The organism is Melaminivora alkalimesophila (assembly GCF_000282995.1).
Lineage (GTDB): Bacteria > Pseudomonadota > Gammaproteobacteria > Burkholderiales > Burkholderiaceae_C > Melaminivora > Melaminivora alkalimesophila.
Window position 1 is genome coordinate 1 of the sequence record NZ_ALEE01000138.1, and the last position, 16,524, is coordinate 16,524.

Genomic DNA, 16,524 nt, shown 5'->3' on the forward strand with positions numbered 1-16,524 from the left:
GGCTGCCTGTACTTCCAGACCGCCCCGCTGGCCTACGAACTGCCGCTCGGCCTGCCGCAGGGCAAGTCCGACAACCAGATCCTGGGCGTGGTCGCCGCGCTGCGCCGCCAGCACGCGCCGCGCGAGGTGGTGCTGGTGTCCAAGGACATCAACATGCGCGTCAAGGCGCGCGCCCTCGGCCTGCCCGCCGAGGACTACCAGAGCGACAAGACGCTGGACGATGCCGACCTGCTCTACACCGGCAGCCTGGCGCTCGCGCCCGACTTCTGGACCAAGGCCGGCAAGAACGTCGAGAGCTGGCAACGCGGCGCCCAGATGTACTACCGCATCAGCGGCCCGGTGGTCGACCAGCTGATGATCAACCAGTTCGTCTTCTACGAGGCGCCGGGCGAGCCCGGCATGTACGCGCGGGTGACGGAAATCCGCGAACGCACCGCCGTGCTGGAGACCCTCAAGGACTACGGTTCGCCGCGCAACGCGGTGTGGGGCGTGAACACGCGCAACCGCGAGCAGAACTTCGCCATGAACCTGCTCATGGACCCGGAGGTCGACTTCGTCACGCTGACCGGCCAGGCCGGCACCGGCAAGACCCTGCTGGCGCTCGCCGCCGGCCTCACCCAGGTGCTCGACGAGCGCCGCTACACCGAGATCATCATGACCCGCGCCACGGTGAGCGTGGGCGAGGACATCGGCTTTTTGCCCGGCACCGAGGAAGAGAAGATGGGCCCCTGGATGGGGGCGCTCGACGACAACCTCGAATTCCTCGCCAAGGGCGACGGTGGCAACGCCGGCGAGTGGGGCCGTGCCGCGACCAACGAGCTGATCAGGAGCCGCATCAAGATCAAGAGCATGAACTTCATGCGCGGGCGCACCTTCCTGAACAAGTACGTGATCATCGACGAGGCGCAGAACCTGACCCCGAAGCAGATGAAGACGCTCGTCACCCGCGCTGGCCCGGGCACCAAGATCATCTGCATGGGCAACCTGGCGCAGATCGACACGCCCTACCTGACGGAAGGCTCGTCGGGCCTGACCTACGCCGTGGACCGCTTCAAGGGCTGGCCGCACAGCGGCCACATTCTGCTGGCGCGCGGCGAGCGCTCGCGCCTGGCGGACTTCGCCAGCGAGGTGCTGTAGCCATGGCGGGATGGATGACGGCCCTCAAGTTCGTGCCCTGGGGGCAGGTGCTGGAGGCCACGCCGCAGATCGTCCAGGGCGCGCGCAAGCTGATGCGTCGCGAACAGCAGGCCGCCCCGGCGCCCGCCCCGCATGCGGTGGCCCCGTCGCGCACGGACGACACCGCGGCCCAGCTCGCGGCGCTGCGCGAGCGGATGGCCCAGCTGGAGGAAGACCAGCTCGCCAGCGCCGCGCTGATCCGCTCGCTGGCCGAGCAGAACGCGCAGCTGGTGCGGGCCCTCGATGCCCTGCGCGGCCGCACCCGCGGCTTGCTGCTGGCGACCGCGCTGCTGAGCGTGCTCGGCCTCGGGCTGCTGGGCTGGGTGTTGGCGCACTAGGCGCGGGTTGCCGCGCTCGCCGGAAGGCTTGCCGGGGCGCCCTCAGTAGTCGTCCCCGCCGTAGCCCATGGCGAGGTTCTCGAAGCGCGTCTGGTTCTTCTGGAAGAACAGCTTGGCGGTCCCGGTGGGGCCGTTGCGCTGCTTGCCGATGATGATCTCGGCGACGTTGGGCTCGCGCGAGTCCTTGTTGTAGTAGTCGTCGCGGTAGATGAACATGATGATGTCCGCGTCCTGCTCGATGGCGCCGGACTCGCGCAGGTCGCTCATCATGGGGCGCTTGTCGGTGCGCTGCTCCACCGAGCGGTTGAGCTGCGACAGCGCGATCACCGGGCACTGCAGCTCCTTGGCCAGCATCTTCAGGCCACGCGAGATCTCGCCCAGCTCGGTGGCGCGGTTCTCCGAGCTGCTCGAACCCGAGCCGCTCATCAGCTGCAGGTAGTCCACCACGATCAGCCCCAGCTTGCCGCACGAGCGCGCCAGGCGCCGGGCGTTGGCGCGCAGCTCGGACGGCGTCAGGCCCGGCGTCTCGTCGATGTGCAGGGAGACGTTGCGCAGGCGCTCGATGGCCTCGGTCAGGCGCGGCCACTCTTCCTCGCTGAGCTTGCCGGTGCGCAGGTTGCCCTGGTTGATGCGCCCGATCGAGCCGACGATGCGCACCGCCAGCTGGGCGGCGCCCATTTCCATGGAGAAGATCGCCACCGGCAGGCCCTCGTTGAGTGCCACGTGCTCGGCGATGTTCACGGCAAACGAGGTCTTGCCCATCGAGGGGCGCGCCGCCAGCACCACCAGGTCGCCCGCCTGCAGGCCGCTGGTCATCCGGTCCAGGTCGACGAAGCCGGTCGGCACGCCGGTCACGTCCATGGGGTTGTCCGCCATCTCCTGGACCCGGTCGAGCAGGTCCACCACCAGCGTGTCCAGGGGCTGGAAGCCCTGCTTCATGCGCGAGCCTTCCTCGCCAATGGCGAAGATCTTCTGCTCGGCCTCGTCCAGGATGCGCTCCACCGGCTTGCCCTGCGGGTTGAAGGCGCTGGTGGCGATCTCCTCGCTGGCGGACACCAGCTTGCGCAGGATCGCACGCTCGCGCACGATCTCCGCGTAGCGGCGGATGTTGCTCGCGCTGGGCACGTACTGCGCCAGGCTGTTGAGATAGATCAGGCCGCCGATCTGCTCGGCCTTGCCCAGCAGCTGCAGGTGCTCGTGCACCGTGATCACGTCGGCGGGCTTGCCGGCGTTGACCAGCGCGCTGATGGCGGCGTAGATCTGCTGGTGCTCGTAGCGGTAGAAATCGCCCTCGCCCAGCAGGTCGCCCACCCGGTCCCAGGCCATGTTGTCCAGCAGCAGTCCGCCCAGCACGCTCGACTCCGCCTCGATGGAATGGGGCGGCACGCGCAGCTGCGCCACCTCGGGATCGTAGGGAAGAGCGGCATCGAAGCCGTCGAGCGGCACGGACAGAACAGCGGACATGGGCAGGAACCGGGGAGCGAGAGGCGCAAGAAGTCTGCGAAGGACCGATGCTAGCGGCCAAGCCGGCGCGCGTCATTGCACAACCCTGTGGATAAGGCGTGGGCACCAGGTGCAGAACCAGGGGATGGCCCCAGCGACGGGGCACAAAAAAGCCGCCTCGGAGGCGGCTTTCTTGCGGGGCATGGAACGGGCCGCGTCAGGCGGTTTCGCCGTAGACGGAGACCGTCACTTCCACCACCACGTCGGTGTGCAGGGCCACCGTGACGGTGGTGTCGCCCACCGTCTTAATGGGACCGTCGGGCAGGCGCACCTGCGACTTGACGACCTTGTAGCCCTGGTTGTTGAGCTCGGTGGCGATGTCCTGGTTGGTGACCGAGCCGAACAGGCGGCCGTCCACACCGGCCTTCTGCGTCAGCTTGATGGTCGAGCCGCCGAGCTTCTCGCCCTCGGCCCGGGCAGCTGCCAGCTTCTCGGCGGCCGCCTTCTCCAGTTCGGCGCGCTTGGCCTCGAACTCGGCCTTGGCGGCCGCCGTGGCGCGGCGCGCGCGGCCGGTGGGGATCAGGAAGTTGCGGGCGTAACCGTCCTTGACCTTGACGATCTCACCGAGGTTGCCGAGGTTGACGACCTTGTCGAGCAGGATGACTTGCATGGGTGCGTGCTCCTCAGATCTTGTGCTGGTCGGTGTAGGGCAACAGCGCCAGGAAGCGCGCGCGCTTGATGGCGGTGTTGAGCTGGCGCTGGTAGATGGCGCGCGTGCCGGTCAGGCGGGCAGGAATGATCTTGCCGTTCTCGGCGATGAAGTCGCGCAGGGTGTCGACGTCCTTGTAGTCGATCTCTTCCACACCGGCGACGGTGAAGCGGCAAAAACGCTTGCGGCGAAACAGCAGCGACTGCGTGTTGCGCTTGGGGCGCCGATCCTTGTTGAATTTCTTGAACGTGGCCATTGTCTGGACCTCTTGAAAACTAGTCTTGTTGGATTTCCTGGATGTGGAAGACCAGGCCCTTGCCGTTGCGTCCGGCGGCGATGAAGCCGCGCAAGGCCCAGGTGCTGCCGATGGCCTGCCGGGCCAGCCGTTCGGCCAATGCGCCGAAGGCGATCGCCCGGGCCGTCAGCCGCACCTGCCGCCGCTCGCCGGCCTCTTCCTGGACCGAGGCATGCTCGAGGCGCAGGTCCAGGGCCGGCAGCCCCGCCGGCGTGTAGCGCAGCGGCTGCAGCTCGGCGATCGCGGCCTTCAGGATGAGCTGGTTGTCCACACCCCCTGTCGATCAGAACGGACGGCGCCCGATCAGCGCTCGCCGGCGGTGGCTTCCGCCTGGCTGGCCTTGCGGGCCTCTTCGCGCTCGACGGTCTTCATCATGGAAGACGGGCCGGTCTCGGCCTTTTTCTTCTGCACCGTCAGGTGGCGCAGCACGGCGTCGTTGAAGCGGAAGGCATGCTCGAGCTCCGACATCACGGCCTGGTCGGCCTCGATGTTCAGGCACAGGTAGTGGGCCTTGCCAAGCTTGTTGATCAGGTAGGCCAACTGGCGGCGGCCCCAGTCTTCCACGCGGTGGACCTGGCCGCCACCGGCGGTGATCATGCCCTTGTAGCGCTCGAGCATGGCGGGGACCTGCTCGCTCTGATCCGGGTGGATCAGCAAGATGATTTCGTAGTGACGCATGCACACTCCTTCTGGATAAAGCCACCCACCTTCCTGCACCCCGTAGCGCCCGTTCGGCGCCCGAAAGTGCGGCCCGCTTTTGCGGCGCAGGGCCAGGCAGTGTGGCAAGGCAAAACGAAGGATTATAGCGGCGCCCGGGCAGGCTTGTACACTCGCCCCGCCGATCGAGAGGCGCTGCGCCCCGATTTGCCGCCTCCGGGCCCTTCGGGGGACCGCCGGCGCTTGAAATCCCCGCCGGCGCACCCAAGTGCCGCGCGTCACCCCGAATTTTCCCCATCCACACGCAACACCAAGAACCGACAGCCGACATGTCCGAACCATCCCACCCCGCACCCTCCCCCGAAGAGACCGAGGCCGCGATGGCCGCCAATGCCGCCGACGAGCTGGCGCGCCTGCAGGCCGAGCTGGCCGAGCTCAAGGCCAAGAGCGCAGAGCTGGCCGACCAGTACCTGCGCGCCAAGGCCGAGGCGGAGAACACCCGCCGGCGCGCCGAGGAGGAAGTGGCCAAGGCGCGCAAGTTCGGCATCGAGGGCTTCGCCGAGAGCCTGTTGCCGGTGTGCGACAGCCTGGACGCGGCCCTGGCCATCGACAACGCCACCGCCGAGCAGCTGCGCGAGGGCACGGACGCCACGCTGCGCCAGCTGCTCTCGGCCCTGGAGCGCAACAAGGTGGTAGTGGTCCATCCCGAGCCGGGCGCGAAGTTCGATCCGCACCAGCACCAGGCCATCAGCGTGGTTCCCTCCGAGCAGGAGGCCAACACCATCGTCAGTGTGCTGCAAAAGGGCTACCTGATCTTCGACCGCGTGCTGCGCCCGGCGCTGGTCACCGTGGCCGGGCCCAAGTGAAGCGGGTCGCCCTCGGGGCCCGCCGCAGCCGCCTCGGCCGCGCTTGAAGACGCGGCAACGGGCCACATGTAACCATTCATCCAGACACTCATCCAGACAATTCCACCCCTCATCGCGGAGAAAGAACAATGGCAAAGATCATCGGCATCGACTTGGGCACCACCAACAGCTGCGTGGCCATCATGGAAGGCAACAACACGCGCGTGATCGAAAACAGCGAGGGCGCGCGCACCACGCCCTCCATCGTCGCCTACCAGGACGACGGCGAGATCCTCGTCGGCGCCTCGGCCAAGCGCCAGGCCGTCACCAACCCCAAGAACACCATCTTTGCCGCCAAGCGCCTGATTGGCCGCAAGTTCGACGAGAAGGAGGTGCAAAAGGACATCGACCTGATGCCCTACCAGATCGTCCGCGCCGACAACGGCGACGCCTGGGTGCAGGTGCGCGACCAGAAGCTCGCTCCGCCGCAGATCAGCGCCGAGGTGCTGCGCAAGATGAAGAAGACCGCCGAGGACTATCTGGGCGAGCCGGTCACCGAGGCCGTCATCACGGTGCCCGCCTACTTCAACGACGCCCAGCGCCAGGCCACCAAGGACGCCGGCCGCATCGCCGGGCTGGAAGTCAAGCGCATCATCAACGAGCCCACGGCCGCGGCGCTCGCCTTCGGCCTGGACAAGCAGGACAAGGCGGACCGCAAGATCGCCGTCTATGACCTGGGCGGCGGCACCTTCGACGTGTCCATCATCGAGATCGCCGACGTCGATGGCGAAAAGCAGTTCGAGGTGCTGGCCACCAACGGCGACACCTTCCTCGGCGGCGAGGACTTCGACCAGCGCATCATCGACTACATCATCAGCGAGTTCAAGAAGGACCAGGGCGTCGATCTGTCCAAGGACGTGCTCGCGCTGCAGCGCCTCAAGGAAGCGGCCGAGAAGGCCAAGATCGAGCTGTCGAACTCCGCGCAGACCGACATCAACCTGCCCTACATCACGGCCGACGCCTCGGGCCCGAAGCACCTGAACATCAAGCTCACGCGCGCCAAGCTCGAGAGCCTGGTCGACGACCTGATCGAGCGCACGCTCGCGCCCTGCCGCACCGCCATCAAGGACGCCGGCATCAGCGTCTCGGACATCAACGACGTGATCCTGGTGGGCGGCATGAGCCGCATGCCCAAGGTGCAGGAAAAGGTCAAGGAATTCTTCGGCCGCGATCCGAGGAAGGACGTGAACCCGGACGAGGCCGTCGCCGTCGGCGCCGCCATCCAGGGCCAGGTGCTGTCGGGCGACCGCAAGGACGTGCTGCTGCTGGACGTCACGCCCCTGTCCCTGGGCATCGAGACCCTGGGTGGCGTGATGACCAAGATGATCGCCAAGAACACGACCATCCCGACCAAGTTCGCGCAGACCTTCTCCACCGCCGAGGACAACCAGCCGGCCGTGACCATCAAGGTCTACCAGGGCGAGCGCGAGATGGCCAGCGGCAACAAGCTGCTGGGCGAGTTCAACCTGGAAGGCATTCCGCCGGCAGCCCGCGGCACGCCGCAGATCGAGGTCACCTTCGACATCGACGCCAACGGCATCCTGCACGTCTCGGCCAAGGACAAGGGCACGGGCAAGGAGAACAAGATCACCATCAAGGCGAACTCTGGCCTGTCCGAGGAGGAGATCCAGAAGATGGTCAAGGACGCCGAGCTCAACGCCGCCGACGACAAGAAGAAGCTCGAGCTGGTGCAGGCGCGCAACCAGGGCGAGGCGGCCGTCCACTCCGTGACCAAGAGCCTGGGCGAGCACGGCGACAAGCTCGACGCTGACGAGAAGGCGCGGATCGAGGCCGCCGTCAAGGAGCTCGAGGACACCCTGAAGGGCGACGACAAGGCCGCCATCGAGGAGAAGACCACGGCCCTGATGGCCGCCTCCCAGAAACTGGGCGAGAAGATGTACGCCGACGCCCAGGGCGCCGCGGACGCTGCCCAAGCCGATGCGGGAGCAGGCACCGCCGGCGCGAGCTCGGCCTCGGCCGCGCAGGACGACAATGTCGTCGACGCCGAGGTGAAGGAAGTCAAGAAGGGTTGATCGGGCGGCGGCGCCGCGCCGCCGTTCGCCTCCCACCAGGCACCGCCGTGTCGGGTCTCGTTTGGCCAGCCGAACGGGGTCCGCACGGCGGTTCGTGCGCCAACCGGGCCAGCAACAGACCATGTCCAAGAGAGATTTTTACGAAGTCCTGGGCGTTCCCAAGAACGCGACGGACGACGAACTGAAGAAAGCCTATCGCAAGCTTGCGATGAAATACCATCCCGACCGCAACCAGGGCGATGCGGCCAAGCGGGCGGAAGAGGCCTTCAAGGAAGCCAAGGAAGCCTACGAGATCCTGTCGGATCCGCAAAAACGCGCGGCCTACGACCAGTACGGCCACGCGGGCGTCGATCCCAACCTGCGCGGCGGCATGGGCGGGGCGGAGGGCTTCGGGGGCTTCGCCGAGGCCTTCGGCGACATCTTCGGCGACATGTTCGGCGGTGCGCGCACCGGCCGGGGCGGACGCCAGGTCTACCGCGGCAGCGACCTGTCCTACGCCATGGACATCACGCTGGAGGAGGCCGCCAACGGCAAGGAGGCGCAGATCCGCATCCCCAGCTGGGACAGCTGCGACACCTGCCACGGATCGGGCGCCAAGCCGGGCACGTCCCCGAAGACCTGCGGTACCTGCCACGGCAGTGGCGTGGTGCAGTTGCGCCAGGGTTTTTTCAGCGTGCAACAGACCTGTCCGCACTGCCGCGGCACCGGCCGGATCATTCCCGAGCCCTGCACCACCTGCCATGGCCAAGGCCGGGTCAAGCGCCAGAAGACGCTGGAGGTGAAGATTCCTGCCGGCATCGACGACGGCATGCGCATCCGCTCCACCGGCAACGGCGAGCCGGGCATGAACGGCGGCCCGCCGGGCGACCTCTACATCGAGATCCGCATCAAGAAGCACGACATCTTCGAGCGCGACGGCGACGACCTGCACTGCCAGGTGCCGGTGAGCTTCACGACCGCGGCGCTGGGCGGAGAGATCGAGGTGCCGACACTCGCCGGCAAGGCGGTGATCGACATCCCCGAAGGCACCCAGGCCGGCAAGCAGTTCCGCCTGCGCGGCAAGGGCATCAAGGGCGTGCGCTCGTCCTACCCGGGCGACCTGTATTGCCACATCCTGGTCGAGACGCCGGTCAAGCTGACCGAGTACCAAAGGAAGCTGCTGCGCGAATTCGACGAGTCGCTCAAGAAGGGCGGCGCCAAGCACTCGCCCTCGACCGAGAGCTGGACGGACAAGCTCAAGAGTTTCTTCAGCTGAGCTGGCACAGGGCCTGTGCAGGGATCCGGCGCGCGGATCCCGGGCCCCTCACACCCACGCACACTCGCAGGTGAAGTGCCGCAGGAACTTCGGCTGCTTGGTGATGCGCACGCCCCGGATGCTGGCGGCCTTCTGCTTGACCTCGGCGATCACCTCGGCGGCGTAGTCGAAGTGGCTTTGCGTGTACATGCGCCGCGGGAAGGCCAGGCGCACCAGCTCCATGCTGTGGTAGGTCTCGGTGCCATCCTCCAGGCGCTTGCCGAACATCACGGAGCCGATCTCCACGCCGCGGATACCGCCTTCCAGGTACAGCGCATTGCACAGCGCCCAGGCCGGATAGTGCTCGACCGGCATGTCCGGCAGCACGCTCCTGGCGTCGATGTACACCGCGTGGCCGCCGGTCGGGCGCACGAAGCCGACACCGGCCGCGTCGAGCTTCTCGCCCAGGTATTCGGCAGTGCGCAGGCGGTAGCGCAGGTAGTCCTCGTCCATGCCCTCCTCCAGCCCCACGGCCAGGGCCTCCAGGTCGCGCCCGGCCAGGCCGCCGTAGGTCGGGAAGCCCTCCATCATGATCAGGTTGTTCCTGACGGCGTCCAGCCACTCGTCCGTGCGCAGCACGATGAAGCCGCCGATGTTGACCATGCCGTCCTTCTTGGCGCTCATGGTGGCGCCGTCGGCATAGGAGAACATCTCGCGCACGATCTCGGGGATCGGGGTGTTCTCGTAGCCCGGCTCGCGCATCTTGATGAACATGGCGTTTTCCGAGAAGCGGCACACGTCCATGATGAAGGGCTTGCCGTACTTCCTGAGCAACGCGGCGTAGGCGCGGATGTTCGCCATGGACACGGGCTGGCCGCCGCCGGTGTTGTTCGTCACCGTGAGCATGCCGAAGGGAATGCGCTCGCCCTCGGCCCGGAGCAGCTGTTCGGCGCGCTCCAGGTCGATGTTGCCCTTGAAGGGGTGGATGGCCTGCGGCTGCAGGCCCTCGGCGATGACCAGGTCCAGGGCCTTCACGCCCAGGAACTCCAGATTGCCGCGCGTGGTGTCGAAGTGGCAGTTGTTGGGCACCACGTCGCCGTCCTTGGCAATGGCGGAAAACAGCACTTTCTCGGCTGCGCGGCCCTGGTGGGTGGGCACGAAATGCGGCATCCCCGTGATGTCCTGGATGACCTTCTCCAGCCGGTAGTAGCTGCGCGCGCCGGCGTAGCTCTCGTCGCCTTCCATGATGGCGCCCCACTGGCGGCCGGACATGGCGCCGGTGCCGGAATCGGTGAGCCAGTCGATCAACACATCCTCGGCACGCAGCTTGAAGACGTTGAGCCGGGCTTCTTCGAGCAGCCGCTCGCGGTCGGCGCGGGTGGTCATGCGGATCGGCTCGACGCTCTTGATGCGGAAGGGTTCGATCAGGGTTCTGGGCATTCCTTGTTCTCCATGTGACGGACAGCGATGAATGAAGGTAGCCCCGAGCCCAAACCTGCGGTGTCGGTTATTAACAACAAAACGCCCGAAAATCCCGGATTCCGCAAAACCCGAGTGTTTTGCTCTGTCATTGTGCGGGGCCGTTGACACAGATCAGCCCGACCACTCGAGAGGAGGCCTAAGGTGCGGAATTCGGGAGCCGCCATGGCCGGCACCGCCATCAGGAAAAGACCCGTGACCGCTTCCATCCATCCACCAGCTCCCGCGCCCACACCCGCGCCGGAACTGGTCTGCCCGGCAGGCAGCCTGCCGGCACTGAAGGCCGCCATCGACGGTGGCGCTGATTGCGTCTACCTGGGCCTGCGCGATGCCACCAACGCGCGCAATTTCGCCGGGCTGAATTTCGACGAGGCCGCGATCCGCTCCGGCATCGCCTACGCACACGAGCGGGGCCGCAAGGTGTTGATGGCGCTCAACACCTACCCGCAGGCCGACGACCCGGCGCCCTGGCGTTCGGCGCTCGACCGGGCCGCCGGCTGGGGCATCGACGCCGTGATCCTCGCCGACCCGGGGCTGATGCGCCATGCCTGCGAGCGCCATCCGCAATTGCGCCTGCATCTGTCGGTGCAAGGCTCGGCCACCAACGCAGACGCCATCAACCTCTACCACTCCCAGTTCAACATCCAGCGGGCGGTGCTGCCGCGCGTGCTGTCCATCGAACAGGTGCGCCAGGTCGTGGGCCGCACCAGCGTGGAGATCGAGGTCTTCGGTTTCGGCAGCCTGTGCGTGATGGTGGAAGGGCGCTGCGCGCTCTCCTCCTATGCGACAGGCGAATCGCCCAACACGCACGGTGTGTGCTCTCCCGCGAAGTTCGTGCGCTGGAAGGAAACGCCCGACGGCGTGGAATCGCGCCTCAACGGCGTGCTGATCGACCGCTACGGCCATGGCGAGAACGCCGGCTACCCGACCCTGTGCAAGGGGCGCTTCGACGTGGGCGAGGAAAGCAACTATTACGCGCTGGAGGAGCCCACCAGCCTGAACACGCTGGAGCTCCTGCCGCAGCTGGTGAAGATGGGTGTGCGAGCTTTCAAGATCGAGGGCCGCCAGCGCAGCCCAGCCTATGTTGCCCAGGTCACCCGCGTCTGGCGCGAGGCGATCGACCACTGCATGGCGCAGGGCCACCTGTATGCACCCAAAACGGCATGGATGGCCAGCCTCGACCAGGTGGCCGAGGGCCAGCAGCACACGCTGGGCGCCTACCACCGCCCCTGGAAATGATGAAGCCTGGAATGCACCCGTGATGAAGCTTGCACTTGGCCCGCTGCAGTACTACTGGCACCGGGACACCGTCTTCGAGTTCTACCAGGCCGTGGCCGAATCGGCCGTGGACATCGTCTATGTCGGCGAGGTCGTGTGCTCGCGCCGCCACGAGCTGCGCCAGGGCGATTGGCTCGACATCGCACGCATGCTGCGCGACGCCGGCAAGGAAGCCGTGCTGTCGACCATGGTGTTGCTGGAATCCACCGCCGACGTGACCGACATGCGCAAGCTCGCCCGCCAGGAAGAGTTCACCGTCGAGGCGAACGACATGGGCGCGGTGCACAACCTGGCTGGCCAGCGCGCCTTCGTTGCCGGGCCGCAGCTCAACATCTTCCATGCGGGCACCCTCGCCTGGATGGCAGGGCTGGGCGCCACGCGCTGGGTCATGCCGCTGGAGATGAAGGGTTCGGACCTGGCGGCCGTGCTGCGCGAGCGACCGAACGGGCTGGAGACCGAGGTCTTCGCCTATGGGCGCATGCCGCTCGCCTTCTCCGCCCGTTGCTTCACGGCGCGCCATTACAACCTGCCCAAGGACGACTGCGGCTTTCGCTGCATCGAGCATGCGGACGGCCAGCTGCTGCAGACGCGCGAGAAGGAATCCTTCCTGGTGATCAACGGCATCCAGACGCAGTCGGCGAAGGTGCACAACCTGATCGGCGACCTGCCGGCCCTGCGGGCTGCCGGCACCGACATCCTGCGCATCTCCCCGCAGGCCCAGGGCACGCTGGAAGTGATCGCCGCCTTCGATGCCGCTCGCCGCACGGGCGAGGCCGCTCCCGGCGCACTCGACACCATGCGCCCCTGGATGCCGGCCGAGCCCTGCAACGGCTACTGGCACGGCCGGCCGGGGCTCGACCTGGTCGAACCCGCCATCGCCTGACACCACCGCCCCGAGCGAGGAACCGCCATGCACTACGCCAACCCGCCCCCGCCCTATACCCTTCCCCGCCCCGTGGGCGCCCTGCTCTCGCGTCTGCCTGCCTTTCCTGGCTCGGTGCTGCTCGCGGCGGCGATCAACGCCGTGCTCGCCAGCCAGCTGCCACAGGATGTGCGCGACATCCTGCGCGGCAAGCGGATCGCCATCCGGGTACGCGACGCCGGCCTGCGCTTCGATTTTCGCTGGGACGGCCGGCGCTTCGCCCCCCATGCCCGCCAGGCCGAGCCGGAGCTCATCATCAGCGCCAATGCCCAGGATTTCCTGCTGCTCGCGCAGCGCCGCCAGGATCCGGATACGCTGTTCTTCAACCGCCGTCTGGTGATGGAGGGCGATACCGAACTGGGCCTCGTGGTGAAGAATGCGCTGGACGCCCTGGAGATTCCCGTCTTCGATCCGGCGCAGTGGGCGCCGCACGCCGTGCTGCAGCGGCGTGCACCGGCCCTGGCGCGGCGCCTCCCGCCCCTGCCGGACCTGCCGCTTCCCGCCTTCCTGCGGCCGCCCCAGCCATGACGAAGGTTCACGAGGAGGCCCATGCCTGAGCCCCGGCGCATCGTCGTCGGCATCTCGGGAGCCAGCGGCGCGGTGTATGGGGTGGCGCTGCTGCGTGCGCTGCGCGGACTGGACGGGGTGGAATCCCACCTGGTCGTGTCGGACGCAGGCTGGCTGAACATCCGCCACGAGACCGGACTGGAGCCGCCGGCGGTACGCGCCCTGGCCGACCAATGCCACGCCATCGACGCCATCGGCGCGTCCATCGCCAGTGGCTCCTTCCGCGCCCACGGCATGGTGGTGGCGCCCTGCTCCATGCGCACGCTGGCCGCCATCGCCCACGGGCTGTCGGACAACCTGCTCACGCGGGCCGCCGACGTGGCGCTCAAGGAACGCCGCCGGTTGCTCCTGCTGGCGCGCGAGACACCGCTGCACCTGGGACACCTGCGCAACATGGTGGCCGTCACCGAGATGGGCGCCATCGTCTGCCCGCCCGTTCCTGCCTTCTACCAGCGGCCGCAGACCGTCGAGGACATCGTCCAGCACAGCGTCGCGCGGCTGCTCGACCTGCTGGAGCTGGCGCACGACCTGGCGCCACGCTGGGCGGGACTGGAGCCCTGAAGCGAGACCGCCACGGGGCGGTCACTGCCCCACCGCGACGATGGCCATGCACTACCACGACCTGCGCGACTTCCTGGCCCAGCTGGAGACTACTGGCGAGCTGCGTCGCATCCGGGCCGAGGTCTCACCCCACCTGGAGATGACGGCCCTGAGCGACCGCGTCCTGCGCGCCGGCGGGCCGGCGCTGCTCTTCGAGAGGCCGGCGGGTCATGCGATGCCGGTGCTCACCAACCTGTTCGGCACCCCCGGGCGGGTGGCGCGCGCGCTGGGCGTGGCGGGGCTGCAGGAGGTCCGCGCCTTCGGTGAGGTACTGGCGGCCCTGAAGGAGCCGGAGCCGCCGCGTGGCGTCAAGGACCTCTGGGGGCGGCGCGAACTGCTGCGCACGCTCTGGAGCATGGCACCCTCGGTCGTGCGCCGGCCACCCTGCCAGGAGGTGGTCCTGGAGGGCAGCCAGGTGGACCTCGGCAGGCTGCCGATCCAGCATTGCTGGCCGGGCGACGTCGCGCCACTCCTCACCTGGGGCCTGACCATCACCCGCGGGCCGCACAAGCCGCGCCAGAACCTGGGCATCTATCGCCAGCAGGTGCTGGGGCGCAACCAGCTCATCATGCGCTGGCTGGCACACCGGGGCGGCGCACTGGACTTCGCCGAACACGGCCGACTCCACCCCGGCCAGCCCTACCCGGTGGCCGTGGCGATCGGCGCCGATCCGGCGACCTTGCTGGGCGCGGTCACGCCGGTGCCGGACAGCCTGTCCGAATACCAGTTCGCCGGCCTGCTGCGCGGCGCGCGCACCGAAGTGGCGGCTGCGGTGGGCGTGCCCCTGCAGGTGCCGGCCGGGGCGGAGATCGTCCTGGAAGGCCACATCCACCCGGATGCCAGCCATGCAAGCGGCTGGCAACATGCGCTGGAGGGCCCCTACGGCGACCACACGGGCTACTACAACGAGCGTGCCGAGTTCCCGGTCCTCACCGTCGAGCGCATCACCATGCGCCGCGAGCCGATCTACCACAGCACCTACACCGGCAAGCCGCCGGATGAGCCCGCGATGCTGGGACTGGCACTCAACGAGCTGTTCATCCCGTTGCTGCAGCGCGCCTTCCCGGAGATCGTGGATTTCTACCTGCCGCCCGAGGCCTGCAGCTACCGCATGGCCGTGGTGCGCATTCGCAAGGCCTACGCCGGCCACGCGCGGCGCGTGATGATGGGTGTGTGGAGCCATCTGCGCCAGTTCCTGTACACGAAGTTCGTCGTGGTCGTGGACGAGGACGTGGATGCGCGCGACTGGAAGGAAGTCATTTGGGCCATGACGACCCGCATGGACCCGGTGCGCGACACGCTGCTCATCGAGAACACCCCCATCGACTGCCTCGACTTCGCCTCGCCGGTATCCGGCCTGGGGGGCAAGATGGGTCTGGATGCCACCAACAAGTGGCCGGGCGAGACCCAGCGAGAGTGGGGCCGCACCATGGCCATGGACGGCACCGTCCAGGCGCGCATGGACCGCCTGGCAGACGAACTGGGACTGTGAGCCCGCCAAAGGAAGAACACCCGATGGACGATTCAACCCCCCTTGACTGGGATCCCCTCTCCCCCGAGGTGCTGGCGGACCAGCGCGCCGCCTACGACCACATGCGCGAGACATGCCCGGTCGCGCACAGCCGGGCGATGCACTGGTCGGTGCTGCGCCATGCGGATGTGCTGCGCGTGGTGCAGGACCACGACACCTTCAGCAACGTCGTCTCGGAGCACCAGGCGGTGCCCAACGGCTACGATCCGCCACAGCACGGGGCGTACCGGGCAGCACTCGATCCGCTGCTGGCGCCCGAGCGCGTGGATCGCTTCGAGCCCGCCTGCCGACAGCTGGCGGCGCACGCCGTGCAGGAGGCGCTGTCGATCGGCGAGGTGGAAGCCCACCAGGAATTCGCGCTGCCCTTCGCCGTGCGGGTGCAAAGCGCCTTCCTGGGCTGGCCCCACAGCCTGCAGGACGAACTGCTCGCCTGGCTGGGCCGCAGCCACACCGCCACGCGCTCGGGCGAACGCGCGCAGACAAGGGCGGTGGCGCAGGAGTTCGAGGATCTGGTCGCCCGCGTGCGCCGCGCGCGAGAGAACGCGCCGCCCACCCAGGACATCAGCACCGAGCTGATGCATGTGCGCGTGGATGGGCGCCTGCTGGACCTGCGCGAGCTGGCCAGCGTGCTGCGCAACTGGACCGTGGGCGAGGTCGGCACAATCTCCGCGTCGGTCGGGATCCTCCTGCACTGGCTGGCCGCCCATGCCGCATGGCAACAGCGCCTGCGCTCCGAGCCGCAGCTGCTGCCCGCAGCCATCGACGAGGTGTTGCGCATCGACGGCCCGCTGGTCGCCAACCGGCGCCGCGCCACCTGTCCGGTGACGATCGGCGGGCGCGCGCTGCCCGCAGGCGCGCGGGTATCGGTCCACTGGGTGTCGGCAAACCGCGATCCGCGCGCCTTCGAGGCACCCGAGGAATTCCGCATCGACCGCGATCCGGCGGCCAACCTGCTCTACGGGGCCGGCATCCACATCTGCCCGGGCGCCCCGCTGGCGCGCATGGAGCTGCGCGTGCTGATGGAGGAAGTGCTGGCGCGCACCACGCACATCGCACTCGCACCGGGCCACGCTCCCGCGCGCGCCAGCTTCCCGGACGCGGGTTTCGCGCGCCTGCGCATCCAGCTCCAATAGCCGCGCAGGCACCGGGCCGGGCTATGCTCGGGAACCGAGGCGCCGACAGGGAGCGCCTCGGCCACCCACCCTGCATGACCGTCACCCTCAGCTTCCTCGGCGGGGCCGGCACCGTCACCGGCTCCAAGTACCTCGTGCGCCACGGCGGGCGCGCCCTGCTGGTGGACTGTGGCCTGTTCCAGGGCTACAAGCTGCTGCGCCAGCGCAACTGGCAGCCGCTGCCA

General features: G+C 68.1%; 17 protein-coding genes and 1 pseudogene. 12 read left to right on the top strand and 6 right to left on the bottom strand.

Features of this window, described 5'->3' with window-relative positions; genetic code table 11:
• Together A612_RS02000 and A612_RS02005 are read left to right on the top strand one after the other, a co-directional pair.
• Positions 1-1,137, top strand: a 1,137-nt coding sequence (locus A612_RS02000) for a PhoH family protein (protein WP_019372939.1), incomplete at its 5' end; no start/stop codon positions are given.
• 2 nt (positions 1,138-1,139) lie between these two features.
• Positions 1,140-1,514, top strand: coding sequence for a hypothetical protein (locus A612_RS02005; RefSeq protein ID WP_040435658.1), 375 nt, complete (start codon positions 1,140-1,142; stop codon positions 1,512-1,514).
• A 42-nt stretch (positions 1,515-1,556) separates the two neighbouring features.
• Here A612_RS02005 and dnaB read toward each other — a convergent pair whose 3' ends face one another.
• From dnaB to rpsF, 5 genes are all read right to left on the bottom strand, one after another.
• Positions 1,557-2,978: a replicative DNA helicase gene (dnaB, locus tag A612_RS02010; RefSeq protein WP_019372941.1), complete on the bottom strand. Its 1,422-nt coding sequence runs from the start codon at positions 2,976-2,978 to the stop codon at positions 1,557-1,559.
• Between the two features lie 196 nt (positions 2,979-3,174).
• Positions 3,175-3,627, bottom strand: coding sequence for a 50S ribosomal protein L9 (rplI, locus tag A612_RS02015; protein ID WP_019372942.1), 453 nt, complete (start codon positions 3,625-3,627; stop codon positions 3,175-3,177).
• A gap of 13 nt (positions 3,628-3,640) precedes the next feature.
• Positions 3,641-3,922, bottom strand: a complete 282-nt coding sequence (gene rpsR, locus A612_RS02020; protein WP_019372943.1) for a 30S ribosomal protein S18 — start codon at positions 3,920-3,922, stop codon at positions 3,641-3,643.
• A 19-nt stretch (positions 3,923-3,941) separates the two neighbouring features.
• A complete protein-coding gene (priB, locus tag A612_RS02025; protein ID WP_019372944.1) occupies positions 3,942-4,232 on the bottom strand; it encodes a primosomal replication protein N in 291 nt (96 codons plus the stop codon).
• A 32-nt stretch (positions 4,233-4,264) separates the two neighbouring features.
• Positions 4,265-4,639, bottom strand: a complete 375-nt coding sequence (gene rpsF, locus A612_RS02030; protein WP_019372945.1) for a 30S ribosomal protein S6 — start codon at positions 4,637-4,639, stop codon at positions 4,265-4,267.
• Between the two features lie 275 nt (positions 4,640-4,914).
• Here rpsF and grpE point away from each other — a divergent pair, with 275 nt between their 5' ends.
• The 3 genes from grpE (at position 4,915) to dnaJ (ending at position 8,811) form a co-directional block, all read left to right on the top strand.
• Positions 4,915-5,484: a nucleotide exchange factor GrpE gene (gene grpE, locus A612_RS02035; RefSeq protein ID WP_277422516.1), complete on the top strand. Its 570-nt coding sequence runs from the start codon at positions 4,915-4,917 to the stop codon at positions 5,482-5,484.
• Between the two features lie 128 nt (positions 5,485-5,612).
• On the top strand, positions 5,613-7,556 hold the full coding sequence (gene dnaK / locus A612_RS02040; RefSeq protein ID WP_019372947.1) for a molecular chaperone DnaK: 1,944 nt from the start codon (positions 5,613-5,615) through the stop codon (positions 7,554-7,556).
• A gap of 121 nt (positions 7,557-7,677) precedes the next feature.
• Entirely contained in the window at positions 7,678-8,811 is a 1,134-nt protein-coding gene (gene dnaJ / locus A612_RS02045; RefSeq protein WP_019372948.1) for a molecular chaperone DnaJ, read from the top strand.
• Between the two features lie 48 nt (positions 8,812-8,859).
• On the opposite strand, the gene A612_RS02050 is transcribed toward dnaJ, so the two are convergent.
• Positions 8,860-10,230 (bottom strand): tryptophanase, encoded by a 1,371-nt coding sequence (locus A612_RS02050; RefSeq protein WP_019372949.1) that lies wholly within the window; start codon positions 10,228-10,230, stop codon positions 8,860-8,862.
• Positions 10,231-10,434: 204 nt separating this feature from the next.
• Here A612_RS02050 and ubiU point away from each other — a divergent pair, with 204 nt between their 5' ends.
• The 7 genes and pseudogenes from ubiU to A612_RS17775 form a co-directional block, all read left to right on the top strand.
• Complete coding sequence (gene ubiU, locus A612_RS02055; RefSeq protein WP_420891020.1) at positions 10,435-11,508, top strand: ubiquinone anaerobic biosynthesis protein UbiU; 1,074 nt, start codon at positions 10,435-10,437, stop codon at positions 11,506-11,508.
• A 22-nt stretch (positions 11,509-11,530) separates the two neighbouring features.
• Positions 11,531-12,430: a U32 family peptidase gene (locus A612_RS02060; RefSeq protein WP_019372951.1), complete on the top strand. Its 900-nt coding sequence runs from the start codon at positions 11,531-11,533 to the stop codon at positions 12,428-12,430.
• Between the two features lie 27 nt (positions 12,431-12,457).
• On the top strand, positions 12,458-12,997 hold the full coding sequence (gene ubiT, locus A612_RS02065) for a ubiquinone anaerobic biosynthesis accessory factor UbiT (RefSeq protein WP_019372952.1): 540 nt from the start codon (positions 12,458-12,460) through the stop codon (positions 12,995-12,997).
• A 21-nt stretch (positions 12,998-13,018) separates the two neighbouring features.
• The gene (locus A612_RS02070) at positions 13,019-13,597 is read left to right on the top strand and encodes a UbiX family flavin prenyltransferase (RefSeq protein WP_019372953.1); all 579 of its coding nucleotides are present in this window, start codon (positions 13,019-13,021) and stop codon (positions 13,595-13,597) included.
• 46 nt (positions 13,598-13,643) lie between these two features.
• Positions 13,644-15,128, top strand: coding sequence for a 4-hydroxy-3-polyprenylbenzoate decarboxylase (gene ubiD / locus A612_RS02075; RefSeq protein WP_040435665.1), 1,485 nt, complete (start codon positions 13,644-13,646; stop codon positions 15,126-15,128).
• Between the two features lie 23 nt (positions 15,129-15,151).
• A complete protein-coding gene (locus A612_RS02080) occupies positions 15,152-16,300 on the top strand; it encodes a cytochrome P450 (RefSeq protein WP_019372955.1) in 1,149 nt (382 codons plus the stop codon).
• Positions 16,301-16,374: 74 nt separating this feature from the next.
• Positions 16,375-16,524 (top strand): annotated as a pseudogene (locus A612_RS17775) (MBL fold metallo-hydrolase); the annotation flags it as partial.

Coding starts and splice junctions, on each gene's coding strand:
- A612_RS02005 (WP_040435658.1), top strand. CDS start 1,140: ATGGCGGGATGGATGACGGCCCTCAAGTTCGTGCCCTGGGGGCAGGTG.
- dnaB (WP_019372941.1), bottom strand. CDS start 2,978: ATGTCCGCTGTTCTGTCCGTGCCGCTCGACGGCTTCGATGCCGCTCTT.
- rplI (WP_019372942.1), bottom strand. CDS start 3,627: ATGCAAGTCATCCTGCTCGACAAGGTCGTCAACCTCGGCAACCTCGGT.
- rpsR (WP_019372943.1), bottom strand. CDS start 3,922: ATGGCCACGTTCAAGAAATTCAACAAGGATCGGCGCCCCAAGCGCAAC.
- rpsF (WP_019372945.1), bottom strand. CDS start 4,639: ATGCGTCACTACGAAATCATCTTGCTGATCCACCCGGATCAGAGCGAG.
- dnaK (WP_019372947.1), top strand. CDS start 5,613: ATGGCAAAGATCATCGGCATCGACTTGGGCACCACCAACAGCTGCGTG.
- dnaJ (WP_019372948.1), top strand. CDS start 7,678: ATGTCCAAGAGAGATTTTTACGAAGTCCTGGGCGTTCCCAAGAACGCG.
- A612_RS02050 (WP_019372949.1), bottom strand. CDS start 10,230: ATGCCCAGAACCCTGATCGAACCCTTCCGCATCAAGAGCGTCGAGCCG.
- ubiU (WP_420891020.1), top strand. CDS start 10,435: ATGGCCGGCACCGCCATCAGGAAAAGACCCGTGACCGCTTCCATCCAT.
- A612_RS02060 (WP_019372951.1), top strand. CDS start 11,531: ATGAAGCTTGCACTTGGCCCGCTGCAGTACTACTGGCACCGGGACACC.
- ubiT (WP_019372952.1), top strand. CDS start 12,458: ATGCACTACGCCAACCCGCCCCCGCCCTATACCCTTCCCCGCCCCGTG.
- A612_RS02070 (WP_019372953.1), top strand. CDS start 13,019: ATGCCTGAGCCCCGGCGCATCGTCGTCGGCATCTCGGGAGCCAGCGGC.
- ubiD (WP_040435665.1), top strand. CDS start 13,644: ATGCACTACCACGACCTGCGCGACTTCCTGGCCCAGCTGGAGACTACT.
- A612_RS02080 (WP_019372955.1), top strand. CDS start 15,152: ATGGACGATTCAACCCCCCTTGACTGGGATCCCCTCTCCCCCGAGGTG.